General features: G+C 47.7%; 15 protein-coding genes. 1 reads left to right on the forward strand and 14 read right to left on the reverse strand.

Features of this window, described 5'->3' with window-relative positions:
• Positions 1–43: 43 nt before the first annotated feature.
• From rsmA to metG, 5 genes are all read right to left on the reverse strand, one after another.
• Entirely contained in the window at positions 44–922 is an 879-nt protein-coding gene (gene rsmA, locus KNQ06_RS16650; RefSeq protein WP_023466540.1) for a 16S rRNA (adenine(1518)-N(6)/adenine(1519)-N(6))-dimethyltransferase RsmA, read from the reverse strand.
• Complete coding sequence (rnmV, locus tag KNQ06_RS16655) at positions 919–1476, reverse strand: ribonuclease M5 (RefSeq protein WP_023466539.1); 558 nt, start codon at positions 1474–1476, stop codon at positions 919–921. The genes rsmA and rnmV overlap by 4 nt, the downstream gene beginning before the upstream one ends.
• 66 nt (positions 1477–1542) lie before the next feature.
• Positions 1543–2814 carry a 3D domain-containing protein gene (locus KNQ06_RS17120; protein WP_149426593.1) on the reverse strand — a complete coding sequence of 424 codons (1272 nt, stop codon included), beginning with the start codon at positions 2812–2814 and terminating at the stop codon, positions 1543–1545.
• Complete coding sequence (locus KNQ06_RS16665) at positions 2811–3578, reverse strand: TatD family hydrolase (RefSeq protein WP_023466535.1); 768 nt, start codon at positions 3576–3578, stop codon at positions 2811–2813. Before KNQ06_RS16665 ends, KNQ06_RS17120 begins: the two co-directional genes overlap by 4 nt.
• Positions 3579–3637: 59 nt before the next feature.
• Positions 3638–5617, reverse strand: coding sequence for a methionine--tRNA ligase (gene metG / locus KNQ06_RS16670; RefSeq protein ID WP_256375370.1), 1980 nt, complete (start codon positions 5615–5617; stop codon positions 3638–3640).
• Between the two features lie 324 nt (positions 5618–5941).
• Here metG and KNQ06_RS16675 point away from each other — a divergent pair, with 324 nt between their 5' ends.
• Positions 5942–6238 (forward strand): transition state genes transcriptional regulator AbrB, encoded by a 297-nt coding sequence (locus KNQ06_RS16675; RefSeq protein ID WP_023466531.1) that lies wholly within the window; start codon positions 5942–5944, stop codon positions 6236–6238.
• Positions 6239–6273: 35 nt separating this feature from the next.
• On the opposite strand, the gene rsmI is transcribed toward KNQ06_RS16675, so the two are convergent.
• The 9 genes from rsmI to KNQ06_RS16720 are packed head-to-tail and all read right to left on the reverse strand — an operon-like array spanning position 6274 to position 12731.
• Positions 6274–7131: a 16S rRNA (cytidine(1402)-2'-O)-methyltransferase gene (rsmI, locus tag KNQ06_RS16680; RefSeq protein ID WP_215085678.1), complete on the reverse strand. Its 858-nt coding sequence runs from the start codon at positions 7129–7131 to the stop codon at positions 6274–6276.
• Entirely contained in the window at positions 7128–7382 is a 255-nt protein-coding gene (locus KNQ06_RS16685; protein WP_023466528.1) for a GIY-YIG nuclease family protein, read from the reverse strand. Before KNQ06_RS16685 ends, rsmI begins: the two co-directional genes overlap by 4 nt.
• Positions 7375–8112: a tRNA1(Val) (adenine(37)-N6)-methyltransferase gene (locus KNQ06_RS16690; protein WP_195866261.1), complete on the reverse strand. Its 738-nt coding sequence runs from the start codon at positions 8110–8112 to the stop codon at positions 7375–7377. Before KNQ06_RS16690 ends, KNQ06_RS16685 begins: the two co-directional genes overlap by 8 nt.
• Before the next feature lie 51 nt (positions 8113–8163).
• A complete protein-coding gene (gene yabA, locus KNQ06_RS16695) occupies positions 8164–8514 on the reverse strand; it encodes a DNA replication initiation control protein YabA (protein WP_119182633.1) in 351 nt (116 codons plus the stop codon).
• A gap of 8 nt (positions 8515–8522) precedes the next feature.
• Positions 8523–9353: a PSP1 domain-containing protein gene (locus KNQ06_RS16700; protein WP_029343044.1), complete on the reverse strand. Its 831-nt coding sequence runs from the start codon at positions 9351–9353 to the stop codon at positions 8523–8525.
• Between the two features lie 6 nt (positions 9354–9359).
• On the reverse strand, positions 9360–10352 hold the full coding sequence (locus KNQ06_RS16705) for a DNA polymerase (RefSeq protein ID WP_050677360.1): 993 nt from the start codon (positions 10350–10352) through the stop codon (positions 9360–9362).
• Complete coding sequence (locus KNQ06_RS16710; RefSeq protein WP_023466519.1) at positions 10352–10681, reverse strand: cyclic-di-AMP receptor; 330 nt, start codon at positions 10679–10681, stop codon at positions 10352–10354. Before KNQ06_RS16710 ends, KNQ06_RS16705 begins: the two co-directional genes overlap by 1 nt.
• Entirely contained in the window at positions 10678–11316 is a 639-nt protein-coding gene (gene tmk, locus KNQ06_RS16715) for a dTMP kinase (protein WP_215148955.1), read from the reverse strand. The genes KNQ06_RS16710 and tmk overlap by 4 nt, the downstream gene beginning before the upstream one ends.
• Entirely contained in the window at positions 11313–12731 is a 1419-nt protein-coding gene (locus KNQ06_RS16720; protein WP_215085676.1) for an aminotransferase class I/II-fold pyridoxal phosphate-dependent enzyme, read from the reverse strand. Before KNQ06_RS16720 ends, tmk begins: the two co-directional genes overlap by 4 nt.
• Positions 12732–12848: the final 117 nt, after the last annotated feature.

A 12848-nucleotide genomic window follows, 5' to 3' on the forward strand; every position in this document is an offset into this window, starting at 1 on the left:
ATATTAGAAAGGGGAAATATTATATCTGTTCTAATCGTATCCGTCAACGTTTTTTAATTGGCAAAAGTGCATCCGCTAACTGTGCGAATTCCTGCAGGCTGAGCGTTTCTCCGCGACGACGTGGTTCGATTCCAGCTTCCAACAATGCCGCTTCGACCGCCGCCTTTTCCGTCTTCCCGAAGTGTGTCGTCAAGTTGTTCAAAATCGTTTTCCGGCGTTGTGCAAAACTTGCTCGGACGATTTCGAAGAATAATGCCTCATCCTGTGTCTGTACCGCCGGCTCTTTTCGAATGTTCAAACGGATGACTGCTGAATCGACATTTGGTGCCGGAATGAAGACTTGTTTTGGAACCGTGAAGCAGACTTCAGCTTCCGCATAATACTGAATCGCGATCGATAGAGAACCGTATGCTTTCGTGCCCGGTTTTGCACCGATTCGTTCAGCGACTTCCTTTTGAATCATCATGACGAGCGTCCGAAACGGTGCTTTCGCTTCGAGAATCCGCATGATGATCGGTGTCGTGACGTAATACGGGAGGTTCGCGACGACGGCAATGTCAGTGATGCCTTCTTGCGTGAACTCTTCTGCGACGATCGTCGAAAGATCAAGTTCAAGAGCATCGCCGTGAATGACCTTCGTATGAGGATACGGTGAAAGTGTATCGTCAAGAATCGGTAGCAACCGCTGATCGATTTCAAGAGCGACGACTTTTTTCGCCTGTTTCGCCGATTGTTCCGTCAATGAGCCGATTCCTGGTCCGATCTCGAGTACGCCGCTTTCAGGCGTTAATCCAGCTGCCCCGACGATGTTTCCTAATACGTTTAAATCGATTAAAAAGTTTTGTCCCAACGATTTTTTAAACGAAAAACCATGTTTCGCTAAAATTTCTTTCGTCCGGTGCAATGTAGCAATGTCTTTCAAACTTCTTCCTCCTCTAATTGTTTCAATGCCGCTTCCCATTCCGCCCGCGTGATTCGGATCGATGCGACGCGTTTGACGAGTTGTTTTGCATTCGGTTCACCAATCGCAAGAATCTGACCGAGACGACGACGACGGATCGAGGCTGCTGGTCCACCAATCAAATCGGCTGCTAGAATCATCTCACGTGTCACTTCGGCAACCGGTGCTTCTTCCGTCTCATAGACAGCAGCGAGCGCCTCTTCGATTGCGGCAGGTGAGGCATGCTCCACACCAATTTTCCCTCGCTTATCTTTTGCTTGGGCACGAGGAAGATAGGCGTGTTTACAGCCTGGTACGCGTTCATTGATTCGGGCACGGATACGATCTCCTGGAAAATCAGGGTCCGTGAAGATGATGACACCGCGTCGTTCCAGTGCCTTCTCGATGCGTTGCATCGTTTGTTCATTAACGGCTGAACCGTTCGTTTCAATTGTATCGACATCAAAGACTTCTTGTAATCGTGTCGTATCATCCCGTCCTTCGACGACGATGACTTCTTTTAAGCGTTTCCGCATGATCTCTCCACCTTCTTCAAACACTCTCGTAATTGTACCTGTTTCCACGAAAAAAACAAGGAAGCGTCACGTGTCCGCTTCCGTTGCACTAGGAATGACCCAGACTTGCAGTTGTTTTCGACCGAACGTCTTCGCTTTTTGTTCTCCGTCGACCAAGACATCGATCTTATTTCCTTTGATGGCTCCACCTGTATCGAGGGCGATCGCAAGACCCACTCCTTCGACGTAGACCTTCGTTCCAAGCGGAATGACTTTCGGATCAACCGCGATGATCGGCATCCCTTGATAAGTGATCGTATCCGTCACGTCATACCCGGTCGCTGTCAAGGCACGTCCGTTGTACAAACGACTGCCGTTCGAAGCTGGGTCGTTCGTATACGCCGTCGCTTCGACCATCAAACTCTTCGCACTCGAAAAATCAAGGTCCGCATCGGCTTTCGGTGTTTCCGTTAGTGGATTCGTCGCCTGCTCTTCGTTAAAGACGGGTGCTTCAGTAGGCGTCTCGATTGGTTTTGTTCCGACCTTGACGACTTGTTTGATCGGTGTCCGTGTCACTTGGTCATCAATCAGTTTCTTCTCTTTGCTAAGACCGTCAGCTAATGTCAATTGATACTTTTTCGTTCGGACACCTGGACGACCAGATGCCGTCACGAGTTGCTCGCCTTCCGGTAAGGTCGGATCCTCGACTTCTTCAATTTCAAACGGAACGAGCTGTTCTTGCGTCAACGTCGCACGACGTGTCGTGTTGACGGTAATCAACGTACCTTCCGTCACGCGGGTGTCGGGATCCGGAGCGACCCGGTCTTCTTTTTGCAAGCGGATCCCTTCTCGCGCTAACAATTCCCGAACTGACGTCTCATATGTGTAGAGTTGTCGGGCTTTTCCACCGACGACAAGATCAACGGGAAAAGCTTCCCGATACCGAACTGTCATTCCGTTCGTCAACACAGCGTCAGAGGACGGATAAATATCATCCGTATCCGCTTTTTTGATACCACGTTCTGCAAGTAAGTCCTTCACTTGGCGTGCTTGCGTTCGAACACGACGAGACTCACCATATCCCATGATCAGCGTGATTTCTTTTGCCCGCTGAATGACGATTAGTCGTTTTTTCGGCAGGTCGGCACTGAGTGCTGGTTCAATCACATCATTGTCACGCGCCGTAATACCAGCTTCTTCGAGTGCTCCATAGACAGAGTCAGCTGTCGTTTCAATTTGCTGTTCTTGGCCATCAATCAAGACAGTCACGGTTTGTGGATGATCCATCATCCCATAGACGAGTGCAGCCGCAAGTAGCAGGCTGCACCCGATCGTAATAAACGTCAACGAACGCATCATGGCAAGCGGAAGACCCGTTTTGCATTTTCAGTCGTCGCTGCTTCGACGTCAGCGTACATCATGCCACGGAGCTGCGCAATCTCTTCAGCGACGAACCGGACGTAAGCCGGTTCGTTGCGTTTTCCGCGGTGCGGTGTCGGTGTCAGATACGGACAATCCGTCTCAACGAGTAGACGATCGAGTGGGACTTCCTGCGCAACACGTTTCGGCATCTTCGCATTCTTGAACGTAACGGGACCTCCGAGTGAAATGTAGAAGTTCATCGCTAGACAACGCGGTAATAATTCAGCACTCATGCTATAGCTATGCAAGATTCCCCCGACTTCTTTTGCATCTTCTTCTTCAAGAATCCGCAACGTATCTTCTGTCGCTTCCCGGTTATGGATGACGATCGGCTTCTTCTTCTGCTTCGCGAGCCGGATCTGTTTGCGGAAGGCTTCTTGCTGCACGTCTTTCGGTGACGTGTCCCAGTGATAGTCGAGCCCAATTTCTCCAAGCGCAACGACTTTTTCGTGATCCATCAATCGTTCAACCTTTTGATAGGCTTCCTCATCAAAATCGATCGAGTCGACGGGATGCCACCCGATGACCGCATAAAGATCATCGTACGCTTCGACGAGTTCCATCGCACGATCAATCGTCTTATGATCAAATCCGACGACGATCATCGGTGAGACGCCGTTCGCGCGTGCCCGCTCGATCGTCTCGTGGACGTCGTCCGCAAATTGGTCTGCATTCAAGTGAGTGTGTGTATCGATTAACATAGCTGTTCGACTCCTTCTTTAAAAAAATGCCTGTGACATGAAGTCCACAGGCATCGGTTTTATTTTACGCTTGCGCCGTTCGCCATCGTTGACGGGACCGTCGCCAGTTCAAGTTTTCCTGCTTTCTCAGCAGCAAGGACCATTCCTTGTGAGAGTTCGCCACGTAACGTGACCGGTTTTAAGTTCGCCACGACGATGACTTTGCGTCCGACTAAATCTTCCGGCTCATACCACTGAGCGATACCTGAGACGATTTGGCGTGTTTCATTCCCCATATCGACTTGTAGCTTCAATAGTTTTTTCGCCTTCTTGATCTTCTCAGCCGTCACGACTTCACCGACACGTAATTCGATTTGGTCAAAAACATCGATCGTCGTTTCCGGACGGACGTCTTCATCCGCCTCTTCGACTTCCTCTTCCTCAACACGTGCTGCAGAAGCTTGACGCATCATGTCGACGATTGCTTCGACTTCTTCTTTGACGTCGAGACGTGGGAAAATCGGTGTCGCTGTTCCAACTTTTGTTCCTGGTGTGATGTCTGCGAACTTCTCGAGCGCCGCCCAGTCCATCGCTTGTCCAGAGAGACCAAGTTGCGCGAAGATCTCTTTTGGTGAACGCGTCATGAACGGTTGCAACATGATCGCCACGTGACGTAAGACACCGACGAGATGCACCATGACTGAACCGAGTTCCGCCGTTTTGGATTCGTCTTTTGCAAGCACCCATGGTTGTGTCTCATCAATGTATTTATTGGCACGGCTGATCAATTGCCAAATGTTCGATAGCACGACAGAGAATTCCATGTGTTCCATCGATGCTTCGACTTTCGTGACCGTTTCTTTTGCAAGATCCGACAGTGTCGCATCAAACGGTGTCACATTACCTGTATAGGCTGGGATCTCACCGTCAAAGTATTTCGTGACCATCGCGATCGTCCGGTTGAGTAAGTTCCCGAGGTCGTTCGCTAAATCGTAGTTCATCCGCTCAACGAATGCTTCAGGTGTGAACATACCGTCCGAACCGAATGGCACTTCCCGTAAGAGGTAGTAACGAAGGGCATCGAGACCGTAACGATCCGTCAACGGAATCGGATCGACGACGTTTCCTTTTGATTTCGACATTTTTCCGTCTTTCATCAATAACCAACCATGTGCGAAGACTTTTTTCGGTAATGGGAGGTCAAGCGCCATCAAGAGTGCCGGCCAGATAATCGTGTGGAAACGAACGATTTCTTTTCCGACGAGATGAACATCTGCTGGCCAGTACTTATCGAAGTTACCATGATCATCCGTACCATAACCGAGTGACGAGATATAGTTCGTCAACGCATCGATCCAGACGTAGACGACGTGCTTCGGATTCGACGGGACTTGTACACCCCAGTTGAATGTCGTCCGTGAGACCGCTAAGTCTTGAAGACCTGGTTTAATGAAGTTATTGATCATTTCGTGTTTACGTGATTCTGGCAAGATGAATGACGGATTCGCTTCAAAGTACTCAAGTAAACGGTCCGCGTACTTGCTGATCCGGAAGAAGTAACATTCTTCACGTACGAGTTCGACCGGGTGTCCACTGTCAGGGCTCTTCCCGTCGACGAGTTGTGATTCCGTATAGTACGTCTCATCCGGAATCGAATACCAACCTTCGTATTCACCTAAATAGATATCGCCTGATTCAAGAAGTGTTTCGAACACTTTTTCGACGACTTTCTTGTGACGTGGTTCTGTCGTCCGGATATAATCATCGTACGAGATGTCGAGACGATCCCATAAGACTTTAATCTGCTCGACGACACCGTCGACGAATGCCTGTTCCGAGATCCCTGCTTCTGCTGCTTTTTCCTGGATCTTTTGACCGTGCTCATCGCTACCTGTCAAATACCGGACGTCGAATCCTTGAAGTCGTTTGTATCGTGCCATCGCATCTCCAGCCACCGTCGTGTACGCGTGACCGATATGTAGTTTTGCACTTGGATAATAAATCGGGGTCGTGATATAAAATGTCTTTGCCATGTTATTCCTCCGTTCTCTGATTTCCATCTTCATTATAGGCTATTATACGCTGTTACGGGACTGATGTCGAAACTCGCTTTTTGTCGAATCGAAACATTTTTTGACATCAGACATCAAATTACAAAAAAACACACTCTATAGTTTCATTTCCTTTAAAAAGGGAAAATGCATTAATAAATCGTTTCAAATATGGTTTTTTTGAGAAATAAATGACATTTTGATTTCAAGCTATTCAGATTGGTTGACTACTTTTGGAAAGTCTAGTATTCTACATTCTATAGAAACGATGTCGAATTTTGACGATTTTTCAAAAGAAAAAGAGATCCATGACATCAAAGGAGGAACAACAAAATGAAATCAACAGGTATTGTACGTAAAGTAGACGAGCTCGGTCGTGTCGTAATTCCAATCGAATTACGCCGTACACTTCAAATCGCAGAAAAGGATGCCCTCGAGATCTATGTCGATAACGAACAGATCATCCTTAAAAAATATAAACCAAACATGACTTGCCAAGTCACAGGAGAAGTTTCAGAAGATAACTTCAAATTGGCTGATGGTAAATTGATTCTTTCACCAGATGGCGCACAACGCGTTCTCGTTGAATTAAAAGATTTCCTCGATCGTCACTACGCAAGCAACGAATAAACACAAAAGGAAGCTCCTGATGGGGCTTCCTTTTTTTAATCTGCTTCGTGAAACGCGAGGTACAGTTCCTGACGGTCCAGTCCCCGTTCCTTTGCGACACGCTTCAACGCCGCATTCGGCTTTTCGCCTTCTTCGATGTACCGGCGGATTTGCTCGAGCGGATCACTGTCTTGGATGACAGCATCCGGTCGTTCTTCGTTTGATCCTTCGACAAGAACGACGAACTCGCCCCGAACGTCTTCTGCTGCCCAAGCGCGTAATTCACTCACGCTCCCCCGAATGTATTCTTCATACCGTTTCGTTAGTTCCCGAGCTAACGTCACGTGACGATCACCAAGTACTTCCTCGACCCCTTGTAACATCTCTTTCAAACGATGCGGTGCTTCATAAAAGACGAGCGTTCCTGTTTCGTATTTCAATTGCTCTAACGCTTCGCGACGCTCTTTTTTCTTCCGTGGCAAAAAGCCGTAATACAAAAAGCGTTCTGTCGAAAGACCAGACGCGACAAGAGCTGTTAACGCAGCGTTTGCACCCGGAAGAACGATGACAGGAATGTCTGCTGCAATCACTTGACGAATCAAATCACTTCCCGGGTCCGAGACACCTGGCATGCCGGCATCGGAGACGAGAGCGATTTGTTTTCCTGCCTCTAAATCAGCGAGGAGTCGTTCTCCGCTCGTTTGTTTATTGTGTTCGTGGTAACTGACAAGCTTCGTCTCAATCGAAAAGTGCCGAAACAGTTTCATCGTCTGCCGGGTATCTTCTGCTGCGACGATATCGGATTCCTGTAAGATCCGTACTGCCCGATATGTCATGTCTTCTAAATTGCCGATTGGTGTCGGGACGATATAGAGACCGGCTCCTTGCTGTTGATAGCTACTCGTCGCTTTCATGAGGTTCCTCCTTGAATCAACCGTTCTTTTTGTGAACGGGTTAATTGTTTAATCGCATATTCCCGCTTCATTGCCTCTGACTTCGTCGCAAAAACTTCCTGATGAACGAGGACGACCGGTAGACGGGCACGTGTATACTTCGCACCCTTACCTGCGTTATGTGTCGCGATGCGTTGCGTGACGTCTACCGCGTAACCCGTATAATACGTATCATCTTGGCAACGAACGATATAGACTGCATGCTCAGACATCGAACAGTTCCTTCATCTGAGCCGCATACGAGTTGTCCGCCTCATAGACGATGAATGGGGGGAGCACCTTCAGTCCAGGTTTTGCATCCTTGATCCCCTCGATCAACAGCATGTTCGCTTCCTTCCCTGCTTTCGGATAAATCAGCTGCATCCGTTTCGGTTCCAAGCGATACGCCCGCATCAAGGTAACGATATCAAGCAGTCGTTCCGGTCGATGGACGAACGCTGCTTTCCCGCCTTGTTTCAACAAATCAGATGCACCACGAATACAGTCTTCGAGTGTACAGAGGACTTCATGTCTTGCAATCGTATAATGTTCACTTTGGTTTTGGTTCGATGTCTCGTTTGCTAAAAAATAAGGGGGATTACAGGTGACAGCATCATAGATGCCGTATCCAAGACGCGTACCCGCCTCTTTGACGTCCCCTTCAATCATCTCAATCCGGTCGTTCAGTTCATTCAAGGTGACGCTCCGTCGTGCCATCTCCGCTAGTCGCGGCTGGATTTCAAGACCCGTGATCTGCCCTTTCGTCCGGTAAGATAAAAAGAGTGGAATTGCACCGTTTCCTGAACAGAGATCGGCAATCCGTCCTTGTTGAATCGGGACCCACGCAAATCGTGCGAGCAGTGCCGCGTCGAGTGAATACGAGAAGACGGATGGACTTTGAATGATTTTCCCTTCCTGTCCTAAGAGATAATCAAGTCGTTCGTCTGGTAATAGTTCAAACATGTCGTGCCTTCCTTTCCGAAAAAAAGACTGACTCATGTAGAAGTCAGCCTCTCAATGTTTCGTTAACATGGATAAGCAAAAGAGACAATCGCCGTCTTTTCTTACTTGTCCATAATGCAAGTTACAGATGTGGAACCCTTCCTGGTACAATCGTCCGAGATTATCGTAGCCCGCACCGACGCCCGCTTCCGCTTCTTCCGCTTCCGTGACCGGCTGTTGTTCATCGCGTTCGACTTTTTCCCGAAGATGATGATTCTCCAGATACAGATGTTGGTTCTCTTCCATCATGTAAGCCAGCTGATCCTTTAACACGCTCAGATGCTCAGTCAGCAAATGAATCTGTTGCTCAATCGCATCGACACGCGTAATGATTTCTTTTTTATCGACTCTCTCCACGCGTATGCACCCCGTTATTCTTTTGGTCGTTTTGGTTTTACGGCACCAACGGATAATAGTTCTTCCATTGAATACGTCAAGACGCGGGAACGATCCTTCAGTTCGATTTGAACGACTTGATCGAGGATGTTCAAACCAACGACGCGTCCTTCGCCTTCAGGTACTGTCAAACGTTTTCCGTAGTCCGGCAAATCACGGCGCATTTCTTCATACGTATCGTTCTCGTATTTCAGGCAGCACATCAAACGACCACATACTCCTGAAATCTTCGTCGGATTCAACGACAGGTTTTGATCTTTTGCCATCTTGATCGAAACCGGTTCGAACTCACCGAGGAAAGATGAACAACATAAGACACGACCACACGGACCGATGCCTCCCAGTAACTTCGCTTCATCCCGAACACCGATTTGACGGAGTTCGATACGCGTCCGGAAGACCGCCGCTAAATCTTTGACGAGCTCACGGAAATCAACACGTCCTTCTGCCGTGAAGTAGAAGATGACCTTATTGCGATCAAACGTGTACTCGACATCGACCAATTTCATATCGAGTTTATGTTCACGGATTTTTTCGACACATACCGCATGCGCATCAAGCGCTGCGACTTTATTTTCGCGGACGATCATTGCATCCTTATCGTCAGCAATCCGAAGAATGGATTTCAGTGGCAACACCACATCTTCTTCGTCCATTTGTTTATCGGCGATGACCACTTCGCCATATTCAATGCCCCGTACCGTCTCAACGATGACTGCTTGTCCTCGTGATAATGACTCTTGTCCAGGTGCAAAATAATAAATTTTGCCCGCTTCTTTAAAGCGAACGCCTACTACTTCTAGCATGTCGCTCTACCCTTTCTGTAAGTCAAACATGAGACGCTCAACTGTTAATTGGGGATTAACATTCGCTTCGACCCGTCTTACTGCGGCAAGCACAGCTTGCAACCAGCGGGTGATCGTCGTCTGGCTCTTGGACCCCATCTGTTCAAGTTGGGGTTTACTATTCGTATAGGTCATACCTTCCCACGCCGGATTCAGTTTCAGACGTAAGACATCCTCAAAGAAACAGGTGACGAGTTCAAGACCGATTCGGACATCCTGACGGTTCTTGAATTGTCCCATCCATTTCTCTTGTACGAACAGTGGTAAATCAGCCGGACGATTCGCTAATTCCTCCATCAATTGTAACACTGACGCTCGCGCATTTACAAACCAGTCTTCGAGTAATGCTTCTTCTGCATCCTCGACTTTTGGATAGACACGCGCTGCCAATTGCGTCAACTCGTGGTCCCGTCCCGTTTTTTCAGATAAAACCTCGCCAATCATTTGACGATCCGCCGGACGAAAACTTAATAACTGTCCCCGCGATCGAATCGTCGGTAAAAGGAGCTGGGGTTGATTCGTCAACAATAAGGCCACTTTTCCTTCTCCTGGTTCCTCAAAGAACTTCAGTAAACTGTTTGCTGCCTGAGGAGTCATCTTATGGGACTGGGTAATGACATAAATCTGACGATCGCCTTCGAGTCCTCGGAGTGAGAGATCATGCATCAATTGTTGAATCTGTTCTTTTTTGATGGTCGCGCCATCTGGTTCGATTTCATAATAATCGACCAAATTGCCACTTTCCATTCGCCGACAGCTACGACAGACACCACATGGCTCTACATCAACCGGGGCCTCACAAAAAAGGCTTTTCGCGAACAAGTGAGCCGCTTCAAGTAGAAGCGGCTCATAGTCTCCGGTGAAGATATAAGCGTGATTGATTCGATCGTTTCGTAACGAATTTTGAAGAATCGTCGAAATGACCGATTGTGTCTGTTCCAATTCATGAAACGTCTGCATCAGAATTGATGAAACCCTTCGATTGGTAAGACGAAGACCGTCGCCCCGCCTACCTGGACTTCAACAGGGTACGGGATATAAGAATCGGCATGACCACCCATTGGTGAGATTGGAGAAACCATCTGTTCGCGGCTTGAACAGTTCTTTTTGATCAATCGCAACAAATCATCGAGACGCTCACTCTGTACACCAATCATGAACGTCGTGTTCCCTTCTTTAAGAAAACCACCTGTCGTTGCTAGTTTCGTTGCTCGGAAATCATGCTCGACAAGTGCTTCCGCCAAACGTAAGCTATCTTTATCTTGAACGATCGTAATGACCATTTTCATGAGAATCTCTCCTTTTCTTCTAAATACGTAATGACATCTTCCACTAAGTCCTGATGAATCGCTTCAATCGATCGATTGGCTTGTACGATCTGCACCCGTTCCGGATCCGACGCCGCAATCTGCTGAAAACCATCATAGACGCGGGCACGAAACGCATCATCTCGTTGCTCGATTCGATCAAGTGCTCCCCGGTCCATCATTCGTTTTTTAGAATCCGTTACCGTTAAATCAAATAAATACGTTCGGTCTGGCGCTAACCCACCTATTGCAGAATCATTGATTTGAAGCACGAGATCAATCGGATGTCCAAGACCATACCCTTGATACGCAAGTGACGCATCAACGAATCGGTCACATAAAACAATTGTGCCTGCCTCTAACGCCGGTCGAATCAATTCCTCGACATGCTGGGCACGAGACGCTGCATACAACAGAATTTCTGTCATCTCTTTCATCTCTTCAAAATCAGGATTCAAAATCAACGAACGAATTTCGTTCCCAACGCGTGTGCCACCTGGCTCACGGGTCGTCATGACGTTATAGCCTTTTTCTTTTAACACATCACTAAGCAATTGTAGTTGTGTCGTTTTACCGGCACCATCTGGTCCTTCGACAGTAATGAACGTACCTTTCATCCTTCAAACCCTTCCTCTATGACGCGTAACGCTCCTCGTTGCAATTGTTCGCCCCCTTGCAAATGAACGGCTACGGTTTGATAATGTCGTAAACGTAGTACCTGTTCCGCCGTAATGCGTTCGCCTCTGACAATCAACGGAATGCCTGGCGGGTACGGAATAATCGTTTCGAGTGAAACATGACCGATACACTCATCCAGCTGACGGAACGTACCTGTTGCTTGTTCTAACTGTTCATAAGAACAAGCTAAAGCAGATACCTGTATTTTACCCATAATTGGTTGCTCGATATACCTTTTCAAAGGAATTCCTTCTGATTTCATCATTTGAATGGCTCGTTCGACACGGTGGACCCAGTCATTCTGCTCAGACTTTGTGAGCGGACGAAGTGGCAAAATACAGACGACGTGATCTCCTAAAGCAAATTCTGCATCGAGTTGAACAGCTCGTAACGCGTGCAGCAACGCATCTCCTGAATATCCCTCATACGTTAATGTCATCCGTGACCAATCATCGAATCGCAGAACCGTCATATGATCGAACCGTTGAAGTGCTTCGATGAATGCATTATGACTAGCTTGAACCTCTGACATACCCTTAACTGTCCATTGTTCACGATAGGAACGGGCGTAGTCTAATGAAGCTAGCAGTAAATATGAAGGACTCGAAGTCTGAAACGCTTGAAGTGCTCGCTGTAATTTCCTTCTCATCTTTTCTGAAAATCGCTCATGCATCCATGCTCCCATCGTCAGTGCTGGAAGTGTTTTATGGGCAGACTGGACAACAGCAGTTGCTCCTAATTCAAATGCAGAGCGTACACCAAATGCTTCACCGAAGTGTGCGCCATGTGCTTCATCCACTAATAAAGAGAGCCCGTGCGACGCTGTGAGCTGAACGAGTGACGTGATATCAGCTGCTTCCCCGTAATAGGTCGGTGAAGTGATAAACACGCCGACTCCTCCTGGGTATTTCGTAAACGCTTCCTTTAATGTTTCACGTGAAACATGTCCACTGATTCCCGTTTCCTCATGGATGTCTGGTTCAAGAAAGATCGGTTCGATCCCCAGCCATTCTAACGCATTGAACACCGATTTATGGGAATTACGCTGTACATAAACACGCTCTCCTCTTGTTGCTGTAGCGGCAAGCATCGCCCAGTTCCCAACGGTCGAACCATTCACAAGGAAATGACTCGCTTTTGCACCGTAGACTTTTTGCAGCAAAGCTATCGCGTCTGCAATGGCCTCTTCCGGATGATGAAAATCATCTAGACCAGGTAATTCTGTGACGTCCCATTTAAAGAAGTCAGGAAGAGGTGTCAATGTTCCATTCTTATGACCAGGAACATGCCATGAGATGGGCGTTCGATCTAAATGGCGTTGAAGTGCATGTACAATAGGAAGTTCGTGTTTCATGAAAAAACTCCTTTTCCTCTAAAATGATTACACAAAAAGACCGACCTGCAATCTGCAGATCGGTCAAGTGCCTGGCAACGTCCTATCCTCACAGGGGGAAGCCCCCAACTACTTTCG

Origin of the sequence: Exiguobacterium sp. s91 (assembly GCF_018618915.1) — a bacterium.
Taxonomy (GTDB): Bacteria; Bacillota; Bacilli; order Exiguobacteriales; family Exiguobacteriaceae; genus Exiguobacterium_A; species Exiguobacterium_A abrahamii.

What these genes read in the sequence shown, in the direction of transcription:
- KNQ06_RS16675 (WP_023466531.1), top strand. Translation starts at nt 5,942, where the DNA reads ATGAAATCAACAGGTATTGTACGTAAAGTAGACGAGCTCGGTCGTGTC.
- rsmI (WP_215085678.1), bottom strand. Translation starts at nt 7,131, where the DNA reads ATGAAAGCGACGAGTAGCTATCAACAGCAAGGAGCCGGTCTCTATATC.
- rnmV (WP_023466539.1), bottom strand. Translation starts at nt 1,476, where the DNA reads ATGCGGAAACGCTTAAAAGAAGTCATCGTCGTCGAAGGACGGGATGAT.
- KNQ06_RS16685 (WP_023466528.1), bottom strand. Translation starts at nt 7,382, where the DNA reads ATGTCTGAGCATGCAGTCTATATCGTTCGTTGCCAAGATGATACGTAT.
- KNQ06_RS16665 (WP_023466535.1), bottom strand. Translation starts at nt 3,578, where the DNA reads ATGTTAATCGATACACACACTCACTTGAATGCAGACCAATTTGCGGAC.
- KNQ06_RS16705 (WP_050677360.1), bottom strand. Translation starts at nt 10,352, where the DNA reads ATGCAGACGTTTCATGAATTGGAACAGACACAATCGGTCATTTCGACG.
- metG (WP_256375370.1), bottom strand. Translation starts at nt 5,617, where the DNA reads ATGGAAATCAGAGAACGGAGGAATAACATGGCAAAGACATTTTATATC.
- KNQ06_RS17120 (WP_149426593.1), bottom strand. Translation starts at nt 2,814, where the DNA reads ATGATGCGTTCGTTGACGTTTATTACGATCGGGTGCAGCCTGCTACTT.
- KNQ06_RS16690 (WP_195866261.1), bottom strand. Translation starts at nt 8,112, where the DNA reads ATGTTTGAACTATTACCAGACGAACGACTTGATTATCTCTTAGGACAG.
- KNQ06_RS16720 (WP_215085676.1), bottom strand. Translation starts at nt 12,731, where the DNA reads ATGAAACACGAACTTCCTATTGTACATGCACTTCAACGCCATTTAGAT.
- KNQ06_RS16710 (WP_023466519.1), bottom strand. Translation starts at nt 10,681, where the DNA reads ATGAAAATGGTCATTACGATCGTTCAAGATAAAGATAGCTTACGTTTG.
- tmk (WP_215148955.1), bottom strand. Translation starts at nt 11,316, where the DNA reads ATGAAAGGTACGTTCATTACTGTCGAAGGACCAGATGGTGCCGGTAAA.
- KNQ06_RS16700 (WP_029343044.1), bottom strand. Translation starts at nt 9,353, where the DNA reads ATGCTAGAAGTAGTAGGCGTTCGCTTTAAAGAAGCGGGCAAAATTTAT.